Below are 19,592 nucleotides of genomic sequence, written 5' to 3' on the forward strand. Positions count from 1 at the left end.
CAAAGGTCTTGGTTTCCTCACCCGGGCGACCCGTAGACCCGGTAACTCTATGATCGCCTCATCAGCGATCGTTGTACGAGCATCGCGATAATGATGATCGCGCCCTGTATTGCGCCGATCAGATATTCGCTGATGAAGTTCGATAGCAGCATGATGTTGCCGACGAGTTCCAGAATAAACGCGCCGCAGATGGTGCCCCACACCCGGCCCGCGCCGCCCTTCAGCGCCGTACCGCCAACCACAACAGCGGTGATGGCCTGCAATTCCCACATCATGCCTGTTGTTGCTGAGGTGGAGCCAAGGCGCGGCACATAGAGCAGCACCGCGATGGCCACGCAGAGGCCCTGAATGACAAATGCAATCGTGCGGACGCGGTTGACAGAGACGCCGGAATATTTGGCGACATCCCGGTTAGAGCCAACCGCCGTTACGTGGCGTCCATAGCGCGTGCGATAAAGAATGAAAGCCGCAATGGCCGTGACGATCAGGATGACCAGAATGGGGATCGGCATACCGAGAAACGAACCGAAATAGACTGGCCTGTACATTGTCTGCACTTGCGGATCGCGAAGCGTGATGGCCCCACCCTGCGATAGCCAGGTCGTCAAACCACGAAAGACACCCATAGTGCCAAGCGTTGCGATGAAAGGTTCGATCCTGCCGACGGTTGTGATCAACCCGTTCGCAAGGCCGCACAGCGAACCGGCGACAAGCGTGAATACGACGGCCAGAACCAGCATCAGCGCCGGGTCGGAGACTGCGCCAGAGTTCATAAGAAGGATCATAAGACTGGCAACGAAGGCAACCATCGAGCCGACCGACAAATCCAGATCACCGGCCGAAATCACGAATGTAGCGCCCACAGCAATGATAGCGATGAATGCACTTCTCGTCGCCACATTGGCAAGATTGTTGATGCTGATGAAATTCGGATTGACCATGGCACCGACAATCAACAGCAAGAACAACGCAACGAAGGGGGCAACCGCCCGCAGATCTATATCGCGGAGCGACCGCTTCGCCCGTCTTTCCTTGCCGTCTTCACTCTCACTGATACCCAAAACAGACCTCCCGCCCTGTAACACCGTCGCTATGCTGCTGCCTTAGATTTCAGACCCGCCGCATAACGCATGATTTCCCGCTCATTGATTTCATCGCCTTCCAGCATCCCCACGATGCGGCCTTCCCGCATCACGGCAACGCGCGTGCACAGACCGATGACCTCCTGCATTTCCGACGACACGACCACGACCGAATGGCCATCCCGCGCCAGAGCAGAAATGAAATGGTAGATTTGCTGTTTCGTACCCACGTCGATGCCTCGCGTCGGCTCATCGATGATGATGATTTTGGGCTCGGTCTCCATGACCTTGGCCAGCAACAACTTCTGCTGGTTGCCGCCAGACATGCGCCCGACGACCACACTGCCATCGCGCACGCGAATATCGAAGCGGCGACGCGCCCGCTCGAGCGAATTCGCTTCGCTGGATGCGCTGAGATAGCCAAACTTTCCGTGCCGTTCGAGAGATTGCAGCGTCAGGTTCAGCGCCATCCCGGAATTCAGCAGCAGTCCCTTCGATTTCCTGTCCTTGGTCATATAGGCAAGTCCGGCATCGATCGCCGCGTGCAAGTCATGCGGCGGCAGGACTTTGTCGTTGACGATGACCTCGCCCGAGGAGCGGCCCCGCAGACCAACGATGGCTTCGGCAAGTTCGGTCCGACCAGATCCGATCAGCCCTGAAAAACCGATGATTTCGCCGCGACGAAGCTCAAAACTCGCGTCTTGCACATAGCGCGTGGACAATCCGGTGACGCTGAGGACCACCTTTTCATCAACATCAGGCTCGCGCTTGGCCGGATAGAGGCTGGCGAGTTCCCGACCCACCATCAATTGGGCGATGGCTTCACCATCCAGCATGGATGTCGGTGCTGTCTTGACCCAGTGGCCATCACGCAAAACCGTGACACGGTCCGTCAGCTCCATGACCTCATCCAGCTTGTGAGATACGAATACGAAGCTTGTGCCCTTGTCGCGCAATTTGCGGACCTGCTGGAACAGATAATTGGTTTCATCCCGAGACAACACCGCCGTTGGTTCATCCATGAAGACGATGCGTGCATCGCGGCTAATGGCCTTGGCAATCTCGACCATCTGCTTTTCGGCGACCGACAACGTGCCAATCAGCGCATTTTCATCGACATGGCACCCGAGCTGATCAAGAACTCTGCGGGTTTCAGAACGCATGGCCTTGCGATCCAGCACGCCGAACCGCGTCAGCTCCCGACCGAGAAACAGGCTTTCGCTTACCGTCAGGTGTTCGGCCAGATTGAATTCCTGGTGAATGATGACGATACCCAGCGCTTCGGCAAGCCCATTGGCTGGAAGCTTTATGGGGGCGCCATCAAGCAAGATCTCACCGCTGCTTGGCTGCTCAAAGCCCGAGAGAACCTTGACGAGTGTCGACTTTCCCGCGCCGTTTTCACCCATCAATGCGTGGATTTCACCGGCCTTCAGATCAAAATTGACACTGAAAAGCACTTGTACACTGTTAAATGATTTTGAAATCCGACGCGCAGACAGCACTATAGTGCCGCCTTCAGACATGTCCTCACCCATGATTTCCTCCAGACGTCTCCCTCGTCTAGAGGCTGATGTAAACCTTTACACAGATGATGTAAAGGTTTACATTCTTATCATTCCACAGATTTGGCGTTATCTGCTTTGACGCATCGCCCTGTCTGTGTAGTGTCCCGGCACGCACATATCCGAGGCCTTCCTTGTCCACTTCCTCACCCGCCACCATTGAAGACGTTGCCAGAATTGCGGAGGTTTCCATCGCGACCGTTTCGCGGGCGATCCACAATCCTGAAAAAGTCGCGACTTCAACGCGGCTAAAGGTCAATCAGGCCATCGCCGTGACCGGCTACACGACAAATGCAATGGCGCGCAGCCTGCGGCTGGGTCGCTCCAACATGATCCTGGTTGTTGCGCCCGATATTGGCGATCCGAATTTTTCCAACATTCTCGTCGGTTTAGAGAACGAAGCACGCTCGCACGGTTACGGCGTCCTGATCGGTCACACACAGAATGACGCGCAACGCGGGTTGGAATATCTGAAGTTTCTCAACTCGAACCAAGCAGCGGGTTTAATCCTGTTCACCGGCATTTTGCCCTTTGGACACCAGGCCATGACCGCCCGTCTACCGCCTAGTGTAGGGGTGTTCGAACCGATCTATAATGGCGGCATACCCTATGTGGGCGTGGATGACACGGCCGGTGCGCGCAAGGTGATCGATATGCTGATCGCCGAGGGGCATAAGCAAATTGCTTTCATCGGCGATTCCCGCGTTCGTCTTGCCTATGCCAGACGTCGCAAGGGATATGATGAGGGTTTGAATGCCGCCGGCCTGTCGCCCAACCCGGCCATGATTGTCGAAGGTGATGGCACGCTGGAAAGCGGACGGCTGGCTATAGAGCAACTTTTCATGCGCGATACGCTACCAACGGCTTTCATGTGCGTGAATGATCAAACCGCAATCGGTGTCATGATCGGCCTCACAGCGCGTGGCTATGATATTCCCAATGACTTTTCCGTCACCGGCTTTGACGATATCCCTCAAGCCGTGTTCATGAACCCTGCCCTGACAACCATCCGCCAGCCCAGAACATCCATTGGCAAACACGCCATGGCACTGTTGCTAGACCTGCTTGGCGGGCAAAAGGCAGATCAGCCTGAGATACTGCTGACTCCGGACCTCATTGTTCGCAATTCTGTTGCTGCGCCCGCCAGACGATTGGCCCAGAAATAACAAACCCGGAAGCGCGACCTTGGTTTTAGTTCGCGTCGCGACGTGCTGGCTCGGCCTGCTGGCAAGCTGCCCATAGAAGCTGAGACTGAACGGCAGCCTGAAATTCCATAACTTCATGGCGCATGGCAGGTTCGTCATAACCAAGATTGGTGAGACGTGTGGCAAGCGCCCGGCACTCATCCCGCCAGAAACGGTTTGCCTCTTCGCCGTGGGTAACCTGAAGGGCCTGAACACATCGCTTGATGTCTGCGACGCGGTTTTTGGCAGGAAACGCAATTACTTCTGAACGCTTTGTCACACGCACACCTTACATCTTCGGGAATCACTCCCCTATCTTTACCCGTGACATAGTTAACGAAGTCTACAGAACACTTCTGCGGCAAAGAACGTCTGCAACCACGCAGCACCTTGATGAAGGCGATGGGGACCAGTGCAATTTAATGCTTTCTCAACCCTGAGACCCGAAAGGCAGGCAACAGACGCTGAAGAATGGCGAAACAGAACAAATTCGGGAAAATTTTACCAACAAAGATTACCAAAGTTTCATCCTGCACGCATTAAGGGAAGTATAACTTTGTTGAAATGGCACGCATTTCGTAATATTATCAGGTGAAAAGAAGGCTAGAAAAATGCATTTCTCTACAGGGAGGCAATGCTTAGCGGAGGAGAATAATATGTACGCCCCGCGCGTTTTCATCAGCATGATGTGCGCCTTGCTGGTTTTCGCTGTTGCGACGTACATTATTCATGGCTCATTCTTCACTAGCCTTATTCAGACATTGATCTGTCTTGTCATCATTCAGGTCGGATACTTCATCGGCGTTGTCGTTCTTGTCGCGAAAGAAAAACGCCGAATGAATGCAAGCTTCGGCTTCAAGAAAGATGTTCCGCCAGCGTTGGATAAGTCCGTTGCTGAAAGCATTACGGTTGTGCCGACCCACAGCCCGAAATTGAGTGATCTCTGAGTTTCCATCTTTCGCCCATACCCTGGAAATTTTTGCAGGTGTGAAATAACGCTTGGACCTCCATACGCCTGACATTTTTTGCGTTAAATACATTGGTAACGCAAAGACGCAGGAGTTTTTATGGCCGGGGACTTGCAATCGATCTGTGTGATTATCGCTGCGAAGAACGCATCAGACACAATCGCGACCGCGATCAAATCTGCCCTTAGAGAGCCTGAAGTCGCTGAGGTCGTCGTCATCGACGACGGTTCGACCGACGCAACTGCCGCCATTGCCCAATCCTGTGATGGGACAGGTCGGCTGAAGGTAGAACGCTTCGAGGTCAATCGCGGCCCCTCTGCTGCACGCAATCATGCCATTCAAATCTCCACGGCCCCTCTAATCAGCATTCTTGATGCTGACGATTTCTTTTTCGCAGGTCGTTTTGCGGCAATGCTTGAGCATGATGACTGGGATCTGGTGGCGGATAACATCGCCTTCATCAAGCAATCGGTCGCAGGCGCTGCCTCCATGGTGCCGGCAAATTTTGCCCCCGAAACGCATTTTCTGAAGCTCGTTGAATTTGTTGAAGGTAACATTTCCAAGCGCGGCGTTGAGCGCGGTGAGACCGGATTTCTCAAGCCCGTCATCCGCCGCTCGTTTCTCGAAACACATGGCTTGCGGTATGATGAAGCCCTACGCCTCGGCGAAGATTACGAGTTATATGTCAGGGCGCTCGCCTGCGGAGCACGCTACAAGGTGATCCGCAATTGTGGCTATGGCGCCATCGTGCGTGGAGATTCGCTGAGCGGACGTCACCGGACCGAAGATTTGCTCCAACTTTACGAGGCGGATCGAAAAATACTCGCTGAGTACCCATTGGCACCTGAAGAAAAACGGGCTCTTGAGGAGCACGAGCGCCACATTCGCGAGAAATTCGAGCTTCGTGACTTTCTGGATGCCAAGGCGAGAAATGGTCTGGGCGGAGCCTTGTCGCACACTCTGAACCGGGTATCGGCAGCGCCGGCGATTGCGCAGGGTCTATGGCGTGACAAAACTGCGCGTTTCCGCAAAAAGCCCGTTGAAGTGGCAGATATCCGGTATCTGCTGAGGGCAACGCCGCTCAACCAGTAAGGCGAGCGGCGTCTTTCGCGTTTAGAAATAGTCCCGCTTGATCGTTTCCAGCACAGCCTGAAAGCGCTCTTTGCGCTCTTCCAGCCGCCCATCCGGGCTAAGGCGGGGCTCGGCACGGCTCGCTTGCCACAAGGCCAGAGTTGAAGGCGCGGCAAGGACTTGCTTTGCCAGCTTTTTCACCGAGAACTGTTCTGTCTGCGGACGCACCAGCACGTCGCCGTCATGGTGATGGGACGATTGGTCGACGACCTCTGGCGGTGGTGGTGGCGGGAAGCTCATGCCCCAGAATTTCGAACCCTTCTTGGCTGCTTCGGCACGGGTTGAAACAGGCACGTAGCGCGGCTCATATTTGGTGCCCACGCTGCCAGCCCAATCGCTCCACTTGAAGCTGTTGATCGAGGTTGATGTGCTGACCGCAACCCATGGCACGCGAAACGCATCTGCCAGAATGGCTCCGTGCATGGACTCGGCAACAATGAATTCGGACTGTGCTATGTGCTTGATAACCGCCTTGGCCTCGCCACGCGGATCAAGATAGGTGAGCCCCGCAGGTTCGCAGACGGTTTCCCACATGCCGAATTCAGCCGATTCCCAATGGGGAATAAACGTCTTCTTGTGCAGCTTGGGCAGATTTTTGAAGTCCGGCATCTCGGTTACCATCACCGCCGGGTCCACAATCCCCATTTCAGCTGGCAATCCTAGCTTTGCGGCGGTCATTTCACCGCGCACGCAACGAATATCCCACAATTCCTTGTTGGAAATATCCGGCACCGCACCGTAGCCGTAACCGCTGCCGATGATAAGTTTACGCTGAGCGGGTGGAAAAAGAACATCGTTGAGAACGGTACCGACGCCGACCAGCAACACATCCGGGTGGACATCACGCAGGCCCGGCAGAAGGAAATCCCAAAGCCAGAGGTTGAGGTCATCGCCAAAATTGCCGTGATGCGATTCCCAGTGATATGGTTTCATGGACTACTCCTGAATGAAAATATGGTTGGCAGCACAGCTCATTTCGGGCGGGCGAATTTGCCAGTTCCCAGTTCGAGCGCTGCCCGCAAAATAGCCGGGTCTCGCATCATCCATTTGAACAACAGGCCTAGCTCGGGTGCTTTGCGCTGCTTCAATTTGCCTGCCTGGCTCCACAGGGCCTGCTTGCGCGCCGTGTTTTTATAGGATGCAATGGATGCAACATCGGCAGGACGCTTCGCAAAACGGCCCTGCAACGTATCCAGCGCCACCCAGGTATTGAACTGCTGTCGCAGGAACTCCGGCGAGGTATTGTCGATGCTGTGGAAAATGTTCACGCCCATACCGCGCATCGCACCCGCATCATCGCACAGAAGCGTGCGCTTGGATGCCATGATGCAATCGCAGAAAAACAAAACGTCTTCTGCCGCAAGCCGCAAGATCGGATCGAAACGGATCTTCTCGAACAAGGGCCTGCCAATAACCATGCAGGAGAGATGCAGGAAGCTCCAGTTGCGCAGCATGACGCTGGCCAGATCCGGCAGTTCGATCACCTTGGGCGATTCGGAAAGCCGGGTCGCGTCCTCGTTTTTCTCCAGCTCGGAGATCGCGAAGTGGTAATAAAACTCGTCGCTCGCCTGCATTGATGCCCAGTAGCACTCGCCACTGAAGGTTTCGAGGCTGTAGGCGGCATTTTTCAGGTGGTCAGGTATCCAGATATCGTCCGAATCAAGAAACGCTACATAGGCCGTATCAGCCGGAACATTATTGAGCCCCGTATTGCGTGCACCGCCGGGTCCCGCATTGGCCTGCTTGACAACCTTGATGCGATCTTGCTGCTCTTGGCTCAGAGCGGCAATTTCATTTTCAACCGGATAGGGCGATTCGTCGTCAACGATGACGAGATCGAAATCCTGAACAGTCTGCGCAAAAACTGATGCCAATGCACGACCAAGAACGCCATGCTGCTTTTGATAATAAGGAATAACGACTGTAAATTTCGCCATTGTTTCGCCCCTTGTGTTGATCAAGAAGTGTCGGGCCCGATAATAAGCGGCCCCGATGAGTGGCTAGTCCCCCCGCCAGCGTCCACCCCGCCGGCCTCCAAACGAATAGGATGCACGTATGCCCCCAGCTCCGAGCGTCAAGACGATTACCACGAATGTCGGTTGGAGCGTACTGTCAAAAACAGGCACATTCGGGCTTAAGTTTGTCACGGTACCAATTCTCGCCCGATTGCTGACACCGGAAGAATTTGGCGTTGTGGCAGTGGGCCTGACTGTTGTGCAGTTTCTGACCATGATTGCAGGCGCTGGACTGACATCCGCGCTGATTGTGGAAAAAGAAGAAGACATGGACACGATCCACACCGTCTTCTGGGCAAATCTCGCTATTTCCTGCACCATGGCCGCAATCCTCTACTTTGGCGCGGAATTCTTCGGAGAGCTGCTAGGGGCTGTCGAAAGCGCGTATCTTCTGCGAATCATGGCGTTTCTTATCCCCATCCAACTGGCGGGCGATGTGGCCTACTCGCTGCTGGCAAGGCGCATGAATTTCAGCAAAGACGCCCTCTGGAGTATGTTGTCTGAGAGCATTGCAGCTGTTGTGGCCGTTATCCTCGCTCTGGCAGGTTACGGGGTCTGGGCGCTCATCATCCAGTTGTTCGCGGCAGCCTTCATCCGGCTGGTCGGTCTCTATGCTGTCTCGCACTATCGCCCACGCTTCGTCATGAAGCCGAAGCGGCTCGTTCCTCTGTTGGGGTTCAGTTCGGGCCTGATGGGCTCGGAAATCGCCAACTTCGTCACCTTCCAGTCGCCGATGGTCGTGATCGCCCGGCATCTAGGCCTTGCAGATGCGGGCGCTTATTCCGCGTCCAACCGCTTCGCCAGCATTCCCAATCAGGTGGTGCTATCCGCCGTCATGGGCGTGCTTTTCCCAGCTTTCAGCCGCATGATGGATGACAAGCAGCGCCGTCGCGATGCGCTGATGTTTTCGACTCAGGTACTGACCGTTCTCTTGGCTCCCATGATGTTCGGGCTATGGGCGATTGCTGAACCCGCCATGCTGGTCATTTTCGGTCCACAATGGGCCTATGCCTGGCCAGTCCTGGGTCTTCTTGCCTTGTCCAAGGCAATACTCACGCCTTGCAGCACCTTTATCCCCTACCTCAAGGGCGCAGGCTATGGCCGCGTTCTGTTCTGGTCGGCAACCATCCGTGCCGTCGTCACCACACTTGTGGTCTGGCTTGCCGCGACGTACGGAACGTTGAATGACACCATGGTTGCGCTGTGCGTCGTCAACGGCATCACTCTATTCGCTTACTCATGGGCTGTGTTCAAGGCGAGCGAAATGCCGCTTCTCAAAGGCCTTTACATCAGCAGCCGGCCGATGGTGGCATCCTTCGTCATGGCGCTTGCGGTGCGTTACAGCCTGCATCTGCTCGAAGCCAGCCTGCCCCATGCCTACATGCAGGTCATCGTCGGCGCAGTGGTCGGTGGTGTTGTCTATGCCGCGCTGATTCTGCTGACCGAACGCGAACTGTTGAAGAAGATTCTAGGCATGGTGAAAAACCGCAAATCTCAACCCACCACACCGTAGCGCGCACCCTTTTTCGCCACAATCCTTCAGCCGTTTCGTCGGTAGATGAGGTCTCGTGACCATTTTTTGCGCTTCCATTTGTGCAATGCAGCATATTTTGGGGTAGCTGTTTCCACCCGTGATTTCATGGAAAAGATCTGCGCCAGTCTTTTTTTCAATTCAAAAACAGTAAGTTGATGCCGTTTTCGATGACTAGCAGCCTCGCCTTCCAGAGATTCACCCCTCATATTTCGAGATGCATTTTTCTCGCATTGCCACATTTTACCCTCATGTAAAACCGAGACTCTATTGGTGGGCTTACGTTCGCTCTTAGTTGTCATGCGGTGATGGGAGACACCGCCGAATAAAGGGGAACTGATGTGACTTTTGATCAGAACCTGTCTTCCCGCATCAATCTGATGCGCATAGTTTTAATTTCAGGCATTGTTTTCGTACACGTGCCTCATAATCCTGAAACCAGCCCCTTCCTCGGGCTGTATGGTTTTTTTGACTGGTTGCGGGTTTTCCTGGGCGATGCGCTATTTCGCGTCGGTGTGCCGTGTTTGAGTGCCATCTCTGGTTATCTTCTGTTCCGTCGAGGCATGAGTGCGTTCGACTACTCAGCAACTGTAAAATCAAAGGCTAAAACCGTTCTTCTGCCCTTCGTGCTGTGGAACGGTGCGCTGTTTCTAGCCGTGCTTTTGATGCAGCGCATTGGCATGGGTAACGGCTACTTCCCTGACTTGTGGAATGCTTCGACCCGCGAAATCCTCAGCCATGGGGCCGCGGTTGAAGAACTTCCGGTCAATGTGCCGCTCTATTTTCTCCGCGATCTCTTCGTGTGCATTCTGCTGGCACCGATCCTGGCATTTTTCGTGCGGCGCTTTCCCATACCGACACTCGGCGTGCTCCTCGTTGTGACCGCCTGGCCAGATCTCACGCTCTATATCGTGCAGAAAAAGTCCATTCTTTTCAGCTTTTCCCTGGGCATCGCGCTTGCTTTGTACAAGGTTGATCTGAAAACGCTTGATCCTTACGCGGTCATCATCACCGCAGGGCTTTTCCTGGCTACTGCTCTTCTTGCGACAGGGCTCTACTTCACCGGACCTGAATTCACGTTCGAACTGAACCTGCTGCGAAATCTCCTAGCTGTATTTGGTGCGGTTGGTTTGTGGGCATCGTCATCGCTTTTGATCCAGAGCCGTATCGGGCAACGCCTTGCCAACACGGGAAGCCTTAGCTTCTGGATTTTCTGCGCCCACTACCCGCTCCTCGTCATCATGTGGATGGTCTGGAATAGAAGCGGACCGGATTTTTATCCCGCATTCTATTTTGGGGCTGTCCTACTTTCCTTCGTGATCCTAGTCATCACCAATGCGCAGGTTCGCTCCAGGCTGCCATCCCTCTACGGTGTATTGACGGGAAGCCGCGGCAAGAAGCCGAAGCCGCCAACAAATAATTCCGCAACCGTGAAAGCCGATCCTCGCGGGTCAGGCGTCACGACACCCGTTCCACACAGACAAAGGTGAACCCATGTCCGCACGTCTTAGCAGCGTTCACTCGCGCTTGATCATATCAGCTCTTCTCTTGTCTGGCCTCGGCGTATCCGTTGCCACAGCACAGGAGAGCAATGGCAAGTCCTTCGTCGAGAATTTCGACAGCATGGACCGCTCCTTCTGGTACGTATCCGATGGCTGGAACAACGGCCCGCACCAGAACTGCACATGGTCCAAGAAACTGGTGAAGTTCGAAGAGGGCAAACTCCAGCTCGGTTTTCAGGAAGGCAAGGTTGGTGATCGTGAGTTTTCATGCGGTGAAATCCAGACCAAGGGTCGCTATCGCTATGGAACCTACGAAGCCCGCATCCAGACTGCGACGGGTTCGGGCCTGAACTCTGCTTTCTTCACCTATATCGGCCCTACCGATAAAAAGCCGCATGATGAAATCGACATGGAAGTGTTGGGCAAGAACACATCCCAGGTTCAGCTCAACCAATATATCTCTGCCAAAGGCGGCAATGAGAAGCTGGTGGATGTCGATGGCGGTGCGGACAAGGCGTTCAATGATTACGCCTTCGTCTGGGAGCCGACACGGCTGCGCTATTTTTTGAACGGAAAGCTCATTCACGAGGTAACCGATCCTTCAAAAATTCCACAGAACCCGCAGAAAATTTTCTTCAGCCTGTGGGGCACCGATACGCTTAAAAGCTGGATGGGGAAGTTCGCCTATAGCGGCCCAACGATCATGTCTGTGGATCGTATGGCATTTACGGCGCTTGGCGATAAGTGCCAGTTCCCCGAATCGGTCGCCTGCCTGTCAAACTGACGAAACAAGAATGCCGTTTGATCGTTGATGCCAACATATTGTCCCAGGACCTTTTCATGACGCAAATTCTTTACCTCGCGCACGACCTTGCCGACCCGGCCATACGCCGGCGCGTCATGACGTTGCAGGCGGGTGGGGCTGATGTCAGCCTTGCTGGCTTTACGCGCGGCGAAAACAGGCTTGCGACTGTGGATGGCGTCAAGCCGATCGTTTTGGGCGAGACTGCAGATGGGCGGTTTGCGCAACGGATTGCTTCGATTATAAAATCAAGCGCATCATTGCGGGGCGCGTTGCACGCTGTGCCAAAACCCGATGTAATCATCGCCCGCAATCTCGAAATGCTGGCGCTGGCCCGGCGGGCCTCGGCCATTTTTGGGTCAGATGTACCTGTCGTCTATGAGTGCCTCGACATTCACCGCCTGCTGCTGAACGAAGGACCGGTAGGCAAGCTGGTAAATGCCGCACAGCGTTATTTTGCCCGCAACGCGAAACTGCTGATCACAAGTTCACCTGCTTTTGTCAGCCAGTATTTCGCGCCTCGATCCGGCCTTCATCTGCCGGTGCTGCTGCAGGAAAACAAGGTTCTGATGCTGGATGCCGGAATGCAGACCCGGCCTGAACCGCGTGCGCCCAAAGCTGGGGAGCCATGGAAGATCGGCTGGTTTGGCGCGCTTCGTTGCCGGAAATCACTGGAAATCCTTGCGGATTTTGCCAGGCGCATGGATGGCAAGGTCGAAGTGATATTGCGTGGACGTCCGGCCTATTCGGAGTTCGATGATTTCGATGGCTTCGTTGCGAAAGCGCCGCATCTCAGCTTTCAGTGTGCCTACAGAAACCCGGAGGATCTGGCCGCGATCTATAACGAGGTGCAGTTTACCTGGGCCATCGACTTCTTCGAGGAAGGGCAGAACTCCAGTTGGTTGTTACCAAATAGGCTCTATGAAGGCTGCCTCTATGGCACGCTGCCTATTGCCGTTGACGGCACTGAAACGGCCAATTTCCTCAAGACGAAAAACATCGGCCAGGTGCTGGATGTTGCCGATGCAAACACACTAGCAGCGTTTTTCGAGAGGCTGAGTGAAGAAGCCTATCTCGAAAAATTCAGGCATCTTGCCGCGATCGACGCAAAATACTGGATCACGGATCAACAGGATTGCATCCAGCTCGTTCACAAACTCGCCTCCCTGGCTGCGCCGAACAATGGCCGCGCCTTGGAAGCCAAGCTTTCAACAGTTTGACGGGGGTCAAAGTCATGAAGTCGCAACCTGTTCCAGACATCAAAACTCTCGTCGTCATCCCGTGCCTCAATGAGGCCAAGACGATCGATGATCTGCTGCTGAAATTCGCGAGCACTCTCAACCACGCTGGCGACCGCGTCATCGTGGCCGATGGTGGAAGCACGGACGGAACCCGCGATATCGTTGCAGCTTTTTCACGGCAGGACCCTCGCGTCATCTTGCTGGCTAATCCGAAGCGGATCCAGAGTGCTGGCATTAACCTCGCCGTCGAGATGTTCGGGGAAGGTTACGACTATCTCATTCGCATCGACGCCCATGGCGACTACCCGGATGATTATTGCCAGCGACTGATCGAGGATGCTGTCAAAACCGGGGCAGATTCGGTTGTCGTCGGCATGGAAACGGTCGGCCATGGCACGTTCCAGAAAGCCACAGCGATGGCGCAGAACTCCAAACTAGGCAATGGCGGCTCCAAACACCGTGACGGTGCGAAAGGTCATTGGATCGATCACGGACATCACGCGTTGATGCGCATATCTGCTTTCACCGCAGTCGGTGGATATGACGAAACGTTCAGCCACAATGAGGATGCGGAGCTGGATTACCGCTTGAGAAAGGCTGGCTTCAGGATCTGGATGACCGACAAGACGCGCATGACCTATTATCCTCGCTCCAATGTCAGGCCGTTGTTCAAGCAATATATGGCCTATGGTCGTGGACGCGCTAAAAACCTGCTGAAACACAAGTCCTCGCCGAAAATCCGTCAGATGATTCCGCTTGCCGTCATGCCCGTAGCAGTCTTTGCATTGCTTGGTGTGTTCCACTGGGCCGCGATCATCCCACTCTGCCTTTGGATTGCCGCATGCGCTGGCTACGGGTTGTGGATGGCAATTGCACAGAAAAATCCATACGGTCCGCTTGTGGCGTTTGCAGCCATGGTCATGCATTTCGCATGGTCAACCGGCTTCTGGCTTGAGCTTGCTGGCTCTGTCACCACACCTGCGCCCGTGGCGGGAAAGGCCGTATCATGACAGATACCCTGCCCGTGCCTACACCTCTTAAAATCGATATCGGCATCTGCACCTATCGCAGGCCTGCCGTCGTCGCCACATTGACATCGTTGTTTGTGCTAGATGTTCCCCCGGGGGTCACCGTGCGGCTCATCGTGGCCGACAACGACGCGGAGCCCAGTGCCAAAGCCACCATCGACAATCTGCGCGCAGCCTCGCCTTTCGATATCATCTATGTTCAATGCCCGAAATCGAACATCTCGATTGCCCGCAATGCTTGCCTTTCAGCCTGCGACGCGGATTACCTTGCCTTCATCGATGACGACGAGACCGCTCCAAGGGAGTGGCTCTCAGAGCTGCTGAAAACCGCGCAGGAAACGGGCGCTGAGGCTGTGCTTGGTCCGGTGACCGCGATCTACAAGACAACGGTTCCGGGCTGGATGCGCAAGGGTGATTTTCATTCCACCTTTCCGGTCTGGGTAAAGGGTGACATCATCACCGGCTACACCTGCAACACGCTGCTGAAAATGAGCGCGCCGTCCGTTGCAGGTCGACGCTTCGCTCTCTCCTTGGGACAAAGCGGGGGTGAAGACACGCATTTCTTCTCGCACATGCACGCCGATGGCGGTCGCATTGCTTACGCTGAAAAGGCTGTTCTTTCCGAACCTGTGCCGGATACCCGCGCAAGCTTCAAATGGCTTGCCAAAAGGCGTTTCCGCTCCGGCCAGACCCATGGTCGCCTGCTGGCCGAAAGCAGGCCGGGGCTTGCACGTATTGCGCAAGCCGCCACGGCAGGAGCCAAGGCTGTGGCATGCGCAGGAATGGCGCTGCTTGCCATTTTTGATCCGGTTCGCCGTACCCGGCAACTGCTGCGTGTCGCGCTGCATCTCGGCTCGGTCAGCGGGGCGGTTGGTGTCAAGGAAATTCGCCAGTACGGCACAGTGGAGGCGACATGACGGAAGCCTCGATACAACCCGACGTCACATTCGTGATCGCCGCCTATAATTCGGCAGCCACTATTGTTCCGGCTGTTCAAAGCGCGCTGGATCAGGCGCTGGTTACTCTGGAAGTTATCGTGGTGGACGACAAGTCCAGCGACGCAACCCGCGAAATCGTCAACGCATTCACGATGAACGATCCACGCGTGCGCCTGATCGCGCTGGACGAGAATGTCGGCCCCGGCGGTGCGCGCAACGCGGGGATAGAGGCTGCAACCGGCAGATGGATTGCAGTTCTGGATTCCGACGACGTCATTCTTCCCGCACGCACCTCCAGAATGATCGCCCGGGCCGAGCAGACGGGAGCAACGATTGCGGTCGATAACCTCAATGTTGTTTACACGGATGGTCGGCCATCCGAGACGATGTTCGAAGAGGCGTTTTTGCAGCAACGCGGGACGCTGACGCTTGAAGATTTCATTGCGTCCAACATCCTGTTTCGCTCGACGTTCAATTTCGGCTACATGAAACCGATGTTCCTACGCGAATTTCTGAACACACAGGGCCTGCGTTTTCGCACCGATCTTCGCATTGGTGAGGACTATCTGTTGCTGGCATCAGCGCTCGCAGCAGGCGGTTCATGCGCCATCGCGCCTACACCGGGTTATGTCTATAACATCCGCGAGGGCTCGATTTCGCGCGTCCTCGAGCTTCACCACGTAGATGCCATGATGTCGGCAGATGCAGACTTTCTGGAACGCTACACGCTTTCAGCCGAAGCGACAAAGGCGCAGACCCTGCGCACGCGCAGCCTGGTGGAGGCCCGTAATTTTCTGCTGCTGGTTTCCAGTATCAAACGCCGGTCAATTGGTGATGTTCTGAGGATCGCTGCGCGCAATCCTGCGACGCTGCGTCATTTGCGCATGCCTGTAGAGGTGCGGTTAAAAAAACTTCGAGATTCGATCTTCTCATCGCGCGCTCACAGGGCCGGCAAAAGGCAGACATCTTGAGCGCGCGCACAACACATTTAATCAAGGAAACAACCGTGAAACCACACAAGGCTCTAACAAAAGCGTGCAGCGTCGCGGGCATGATGATCGTGCCCGTTTCTCATCAAGAATGCCGCGTAAAAGCAGCCTGACGCAAACAGTAATGGGAGGCGGGGAGGCAGGAGAACGGCCTTCCCGTTCGCCGTATTTAAGTACAAGGTGGGTCCATGCACCATAAGACCTTTAAATCGAATTTAAACTTTTCCGACGCGTCCAAGGACGCCGATACGTTCATCGATCTCGATCGGCTTTGGGCTGCAGTGATGCGCAGAGCCAAGATCATCGCAGCTTGCGTTATCGCCATGATGATAATGGCCGGAGCCTATCTTCTCTTCGCTACGCCGGTCTATACCGCGATGACCCAGGTTCTGCTGGACGATAGCCTCTCGCGCTATGCCGAAGATGAGAGCCCTGTGCCAGCGGCACAGATTGTCGACAATCGCATTGCCAGTGCCGTCGAGATTCTGAAATCCAAGGAAATGGCCCTGACGGTGGTGGATAAAGCCGCTCTCGATGCCAATGACACCATCGTCAATCCGCCAAAGTCGCCGGTGGATCTGGTGAAATCGTCTATCAAGGCCGTGGCCGACCTCCTGACCCCGAACTCACCGCCCGCATCCGAAGAAGCGATGCGCAATGGTCGCCGCGAGAAAGCAGCAGCCGTGATCCAGCAGGCGCTGACTGTCGAGCGGGTGGGCAGAAGCTCGGTCATCGCGATCTCTATTCGCTCCACAAACCGGCAACTTGCAACCCAGATAGCCAAGACCTACGCCAATTCCTATCTGACTGAACAGCTGAATGCGAATTTCGACGCCACGGAACGCGCTTCCGTCTGGCTTCAGGAGCGCCTGACCGACCTCAACCAGCGCTCTCAGGCCGCGTCTCTTGCTGTTGAAAAATACAAGGCTGCGAACAACATCGTGTCGTCACGCGGCGAGTTGATGTCCGAAAGTCAGCTTTCAGATTTGAATGGACAACTCATTGCAGCGCAGGCCGACGCGGCAACTGCCTCTGCGCGTTACTCGCAGTATAAATCCATCACTGATCAAGGCCCTGACAATGCGGTCAACAATGCCATTGTTTCCGCGAGGGACACTGACAACACCGTAATTCAGGATCTTCGCAAGCGTTACATTGCCATTTCCGACCGCGAACGTGGCGTTATCCAGCAATTCGGCAAAGATCACCCTCAGGCCATCGCGCTGGAAAGCGAGAAAGGCGACCTAGCCCGCCAGATCTATCAGGAACTGCTGCAGCTGACCGGCGGGTTCAAGAATGAGTTCGACGTAACCGAGTCTCGTGTCCAGTCGTTGCGCGAAAACATAGACCGCGTTGCAGGTCGCAACTCCGAAGCCAACATGACTTTGGTCAAGCTTCGTGAACTTGAACAACAGGCGGCCGCGCTCAAGACGCTCTACGAATCCTATCTCGGCCGCTTCGAAGAGGCATCGCAGAAGCAGTCCTTCCCGATTGCCAAGGCGCGCGTGATCTCAGAAGCTGGCCTGCCGACTGCGCCGTCCAGCCCGAAGAAGACGATGACCATGGCACTTTCCATCGTGCTTGGTCTGATGTTGGGCGGGGGCGTCGCAGCAGTTCTCGAGTTCCGGGATCGGTATTTCCATACCGGCAATGATGTACGCGACAATCTGCGCATGCGGTTTCTGGGGTACCTGCCCTTCATCGGTGAAAAAGGGGTGGAAACGACAAAATCCGAAACGGGTGCTGCCATGCCGGAAATTCCCGACACCGACATCGAGGATAATGGGCAGGTCTCGTTCCAGAAAATGTTGCGGCTTGCGGTCGATAGTCCGCGCTCCAGCTTTACAGAGACGCTACGCAACGTGAAACTGACCGCCGACGTGGTCATTCAGGAAAAGCAGTGCCGCGTGATCGGCGTGATTTCCTGCCTGCCCAACGAAGGTAAGTCCGTTGTGGCACTCAATCTGGCAGGCCTGATTGCGACGACCGGCAAGCGGACGCTCGTCGTGGATGCCGATATTCGCAACCCCGGCCTAAGCCGCATGCTGACGACGCGCCAATCTGCAGGTCTGGTGGAAGTGGTGCTGGATGAGGTCCCTTGGACCAAGGCCGTAAAGATGGACAGCCGCACGAAAATGGGCATTCTGCCGGTTTCGACCAGCAATCAATTCGCCCATTCCAGCGAACTTCTGGCATCCTCCGGCATGCGCAAATTTATGGAATCGGCGCGCGAAGCCTGCGACTACATCATCGTTGACCTTGCTCCTGTGGTTCCGGTCATTGATGCCAAGGCATTCGCTTCGCAGGTGGATGGCTTCGTATTCGTCACCGAATGGGGCAAAACGCCGATACAGATGGTGCAGAACCTGATGAACCACGAGCCGGAAATTGCCAGCAAGACGCTCGGGATCGTGCTGAACAAGACCGATATGACGGAGCTGCAACGCTATGCAGGCCCCGGCGGCTCGGAACACTATCACGATCAGTTCTCAGCCTATTACGGCGACGCCAAAAAGCCGGTTGCTGAACCGGCCTGATCCCTAAACTGAAATGCCCGCCTCGTGCGGGCATTTTTTTGGCCCTGAGGACACAATAATAGCTGGATTTGAACCGTTCTTTTCCGCATTGATGTGCTCGCATCACATCAGCGCAGGATCATCTTACCCATGGCGTCTCCCATTGCTTTCATCTCCCGCTCTTCCGACGCCAATGCAGCAGAGTGGGTCGCCATGCTTTCCCAAGCTCTGCCTGAGGAGGTCATCCTACCCTTTCATTCCATGAGTGATGAGCAACGTGCGCAGGCGCAAATCGCCATCGTTGCCAACCCGGACCCAGCTGATATTGCGAAGCTGACGGGGCTGAAATGGATTCATAGCCTTTGGGCCGGCGTCGAGCGTCTGGTATCGGAGCTTGGCACTCTTGCGCCACCCATCGTGCGCCTGACTGACCCGGAATTGTCCCGCGTCATGGCGGAAGCTGTCTTGGCCTGGACCTATTACCTTCATCGCGACATGCCTGCCTACCGGGACAACCAAAAGCGTGCGCTTTGGCAGGAGATCGAATATCGGCATCCAAGCGATGTGACCGTTGGCATTCTGGGCCTCGGCGCTCTCGGCGTGGCGGCCAGTGAACGCCTGCTTAATGCCGGGTTTAAAACAATCGGCTGGAGCCGTTCGGCCAAGACGCTGCCGGGTGTTGAAGCCCTTTCAGGCGAAGACGGTTTGTCAGAACTTCTGGGGCACAGCGATATTCTCGTCTGCCTTGTTCCCTTGACGGTCGAGACGCGCGGACTGCTGAATGAAGGCCGGCTTAGACAGATGAAACGTGGCGCGTCCATTATCAATTTCGCACGCGGAGCCGTCATCATTGGCGATGATCTCGTCAAGGCGCTGGACGACGAACACCTATCGCACGCGGTTCTGGATGTTTTCGAAACCGAACCTCTGCACCCGAATTCGGTCTTCTGGAACCATCCGAACGTGACTGTTTTGCCCCATATCTCCGCGCCGACAAATCGCAAGACTGCGGCAAAAATCGTGGCGGCAAATATCAGCCGGTGGAGGGATTCAGGCATATTGCCAGCAACCGTGGACATGACCCGCGGTTACTGAAGCAGCAG

At 55.3% G+C, this 19,592-nt stretch carries 17 protein-coding genes; 12 read left to right on the plus strand and 5 right to left on the minus strand.

Going from position 1 to position 19,592, the window contains the following annotated elements:
• Positions 1–47 precede the first annotated feature (47 nt).
• Positions 48–1,055 (minus strand): ABC transporter permease, encoded by a 1,008-nt coding sequence (locus ACQZ51_RS12935; protein ID WP_448778325.1) that lies wholly within the window; start codon positions 1,053–1,055, stop codon positions 48–50.
• 35 nt (positions 1,056–1,090) lie between these two features.
• Positions 1,091–2,617 (minus strand): sugar ABC transporter ATP-binding protein, encoded by a 1,527-nt coding sequence (locus ACQZ51_RS12940; RefSeq protein ID WP_448777749.1) that lies wholly within the window; start codon positions 2,615–2,617, stop codon positions 1,091–1,093.
• A 161-nt stretch (positions 2,618–2,778) separates the two neighbouring features.
• Here ACQZ51_RS12940 and ACQZ51_RS12945 point away from each other — a divergent pair, with 161 nt between their 5' ends.
• Positions 2,779–3,810 carry a LacI family DNA-binding transcriptional regulator gene (locus ACQZ51_RS12945; RefSeq protein ID WP_448777751.1) on the plus strand — a complete coding sequence of 344 codons (1,032 nt, stop codon included), beginning with the start codon at positions 2,779–2,781 and terminating at the stop codon, positions 3,808–3,810.
• A gap of 25 nt (positions 3,811–3,835) precedes the next feature.
• Here ACQZ51_RS12945 and ACQZ51_RS12950 read toward each other — a convergent pair whose 3' ends face one another.
• On the minus strand, positions 3,836–4,108 hold the full coding sequence (locus ACQZ51_RS12950; RefSeq protein ID WP_448777753.1) for a DUF6074 family protein: 273 nt from the start codon (positions 4,106–4,108) through the stop codon (positions 3,836–3,838).
• 376 nt (positions 4,109–4,484) lie between these two features.
• On the opposite strand from ACQZ51_RS12950, the gene ACQZ51_RS12955 reads away from it, so the two are divergent.
• Both ACQZ51_RS12955 and ACQZ51_RS12960 read left to right on the plus strand, forming a co-directional pair.
• Positions 4,485–4,775 (plus strand): exopolysaccharide production repressor protein, encoded by a 291-nt coding sequence (locus ACQZ51_RS12955; protein WP_042616491.1) that lies wholly within the window; start codon positions 4,485–4,487, stop codon positions 4,773–4,775.
• A gap of 120 nt (positions 4,776–4,895) precedes the next feature.
• Positions 4,896–5,888 (plus strand): glycosyltransferase family 2 protein, encoded by a 993-nt coding sequence (locus ACQZ51_RS12960; protein WP_448777755.1) that lies wholly within the window; start codon positions 4,896–4,898, stop codon positions 5,886–5,888.
• Positions 5,889–5,909: 21 nt separating this feature from the next.
• Here the strand turns inward: ACQZ51_RS12960 and ACQZ51_RS12965 are convergent, their stop codons facing one another.
• Positions 5,910–6,860 (minus strand): polysaccharide pyruvyl transferase family protein, encoded by a 951-nt coding sequence (locus tag ACQZ51_RS12965; protein WP_448777757.1) that lies wholly within the window; start codon positions 6,858–6,860, stop codon positions 5,910–5,912.
• A gap of 38 nt (positions 6,861–6,898) precedes the next feature.
• Positions 6,899–7,864, minus strand: a complete 966-nt coding sequence (locus ACQZ51_RS12970) for a glycosyltransferase family A protein (protein WP_448777758.1) — start codon at positions 7,862–7,864, stop codon at positions 6,899–6,901.
• 118 nt (positions 7,865–7,982) lie between these two features.
• On the opposite strand from ACQZ51_RS12970, the gene ACQZ51_RS12975 reads away from it, so the two are divergent.
• From ACQZ51_RS12975 to ACQZ51_RS13015, 9 genes are all read left to right on the plus strand, one after another.
• Positions 7,983–9,455, plus strand: a complete 1,473-nt coding sequence (locus tag ACQZ51_RS12975; protein WP_448777760.1) for a lipopolysaccharide biosynthesis protein — start codon at positions 7,983–7,985, stop codon at positions 9,453–9,455.
• Positions 9,456–9,814: 359 nt separating this feature from the next.
• Positions 9,815–10,963: an acyltransferase family protein gene (locus ACQZ51_RS12980; protein ID WP_448777762.1), complete on the plus strand. Its 1,149-nt coding sequence runs from the start codon at positions 9,815–9,817 to the stop codon at positions 10,961–10,963.
• 4 nt (positions 10,964–10,967) lie between these two features.
• A complete protein-coding gene (exoK, locus tag ACQZ51_RS12985) occupies positions 10,968–11,759 on the plus strand; it encodes an endo-1,3-1,4-beta-glycanase ExoK (RefSeq protein WP_448777764.1) in 792 nt (263 codons plus the stop codon).
• A gap of 56 nt (positions 11,760–11,815) precedes the next feature.
• Complete coding sequence (locus ACQZ51_RS12990; protein ID WP_448777766.1) at positions 11,816–12,997, plus strand: glycosyltransferase; 1,182 nt, start codon at positions 11,816–11,818, stop codon at positions 12,995–12,997.
• Positions 12,998–13,011: 14 nt separating this feature from the next.
• On the plus strand, positions 13,012–14,028 hold the full coding sequence (locus tag ACQZ51_RS12995) for a glycosyltransferase family 2 protein (protein WP_448777768.1): 1,017 nt from the start codon (positions 13,012–13,014) through the stop codon (positions 14,026–14,028).
• The gene (locus ACQZ51_RS13000) at positions 14,025–14,963 is read left to right on the plus strand and encodes a glycosyltransferase (protein ID WP_448777770.1); all 939 of its coding nucleotides are present in this window, start codon (positions 14,025–14,027) and stop codon (positions 14,961–14,963) included. The genes ACQZ51_RS12995 and ACQZ51_RS13000 overlap by 4 nt, the downstream gene beginning before the upstream one ends.
• On the plus strand, positions 14,960–15,955 hold the full coding sequence (locus ACQZ51_RS13005) for a glycosyltransferase family 2 protein (RefSeq protein ID WP_448777772.1): 996 nt from the start codon (positions 14,960–14,962) through the stop codon (positions 15,953–15,955). The genes ACQZ51_RS13000 and ACQZ51_RS13005 overlap by 4 nt, the downstream gene beginning before the upstream one ends.
• Before the next feature lie 206 nt (positions 15,956–16,161).
• Complete coding sequence (locus ACQZ51_RS13010; protein WP_448777774.1) at positions 16,162–18,510, plus strand: polysaccharide biosynthesis tyrosine autokinase; 2,349 nt, start codon at positions 16,162–16,164, stop codon at positions 18,508–18,510.
• 129 nt (positions 18,511–18,639) lie between these two features.
• Positions 18,640–19,584 carry a 2-hydroxyacid dehydrogenase gene (locus tag ACQZ51_RS13015; RefSeq protein ID WP_448777776.1) on the plus strand — a complete coding sequence of 315 codons (945 nt, stop codon included), beginning with the start codon at positions 18,640–18,642 and terminating at the stop codon, positions 19,582–19,584.
• The last annotated feature ends 8 nt before the right edge of the window (positions 19,585–19,592 follow it).

The organism is Agrobacterium sp. CG674 (assembly GCF_053521645.1).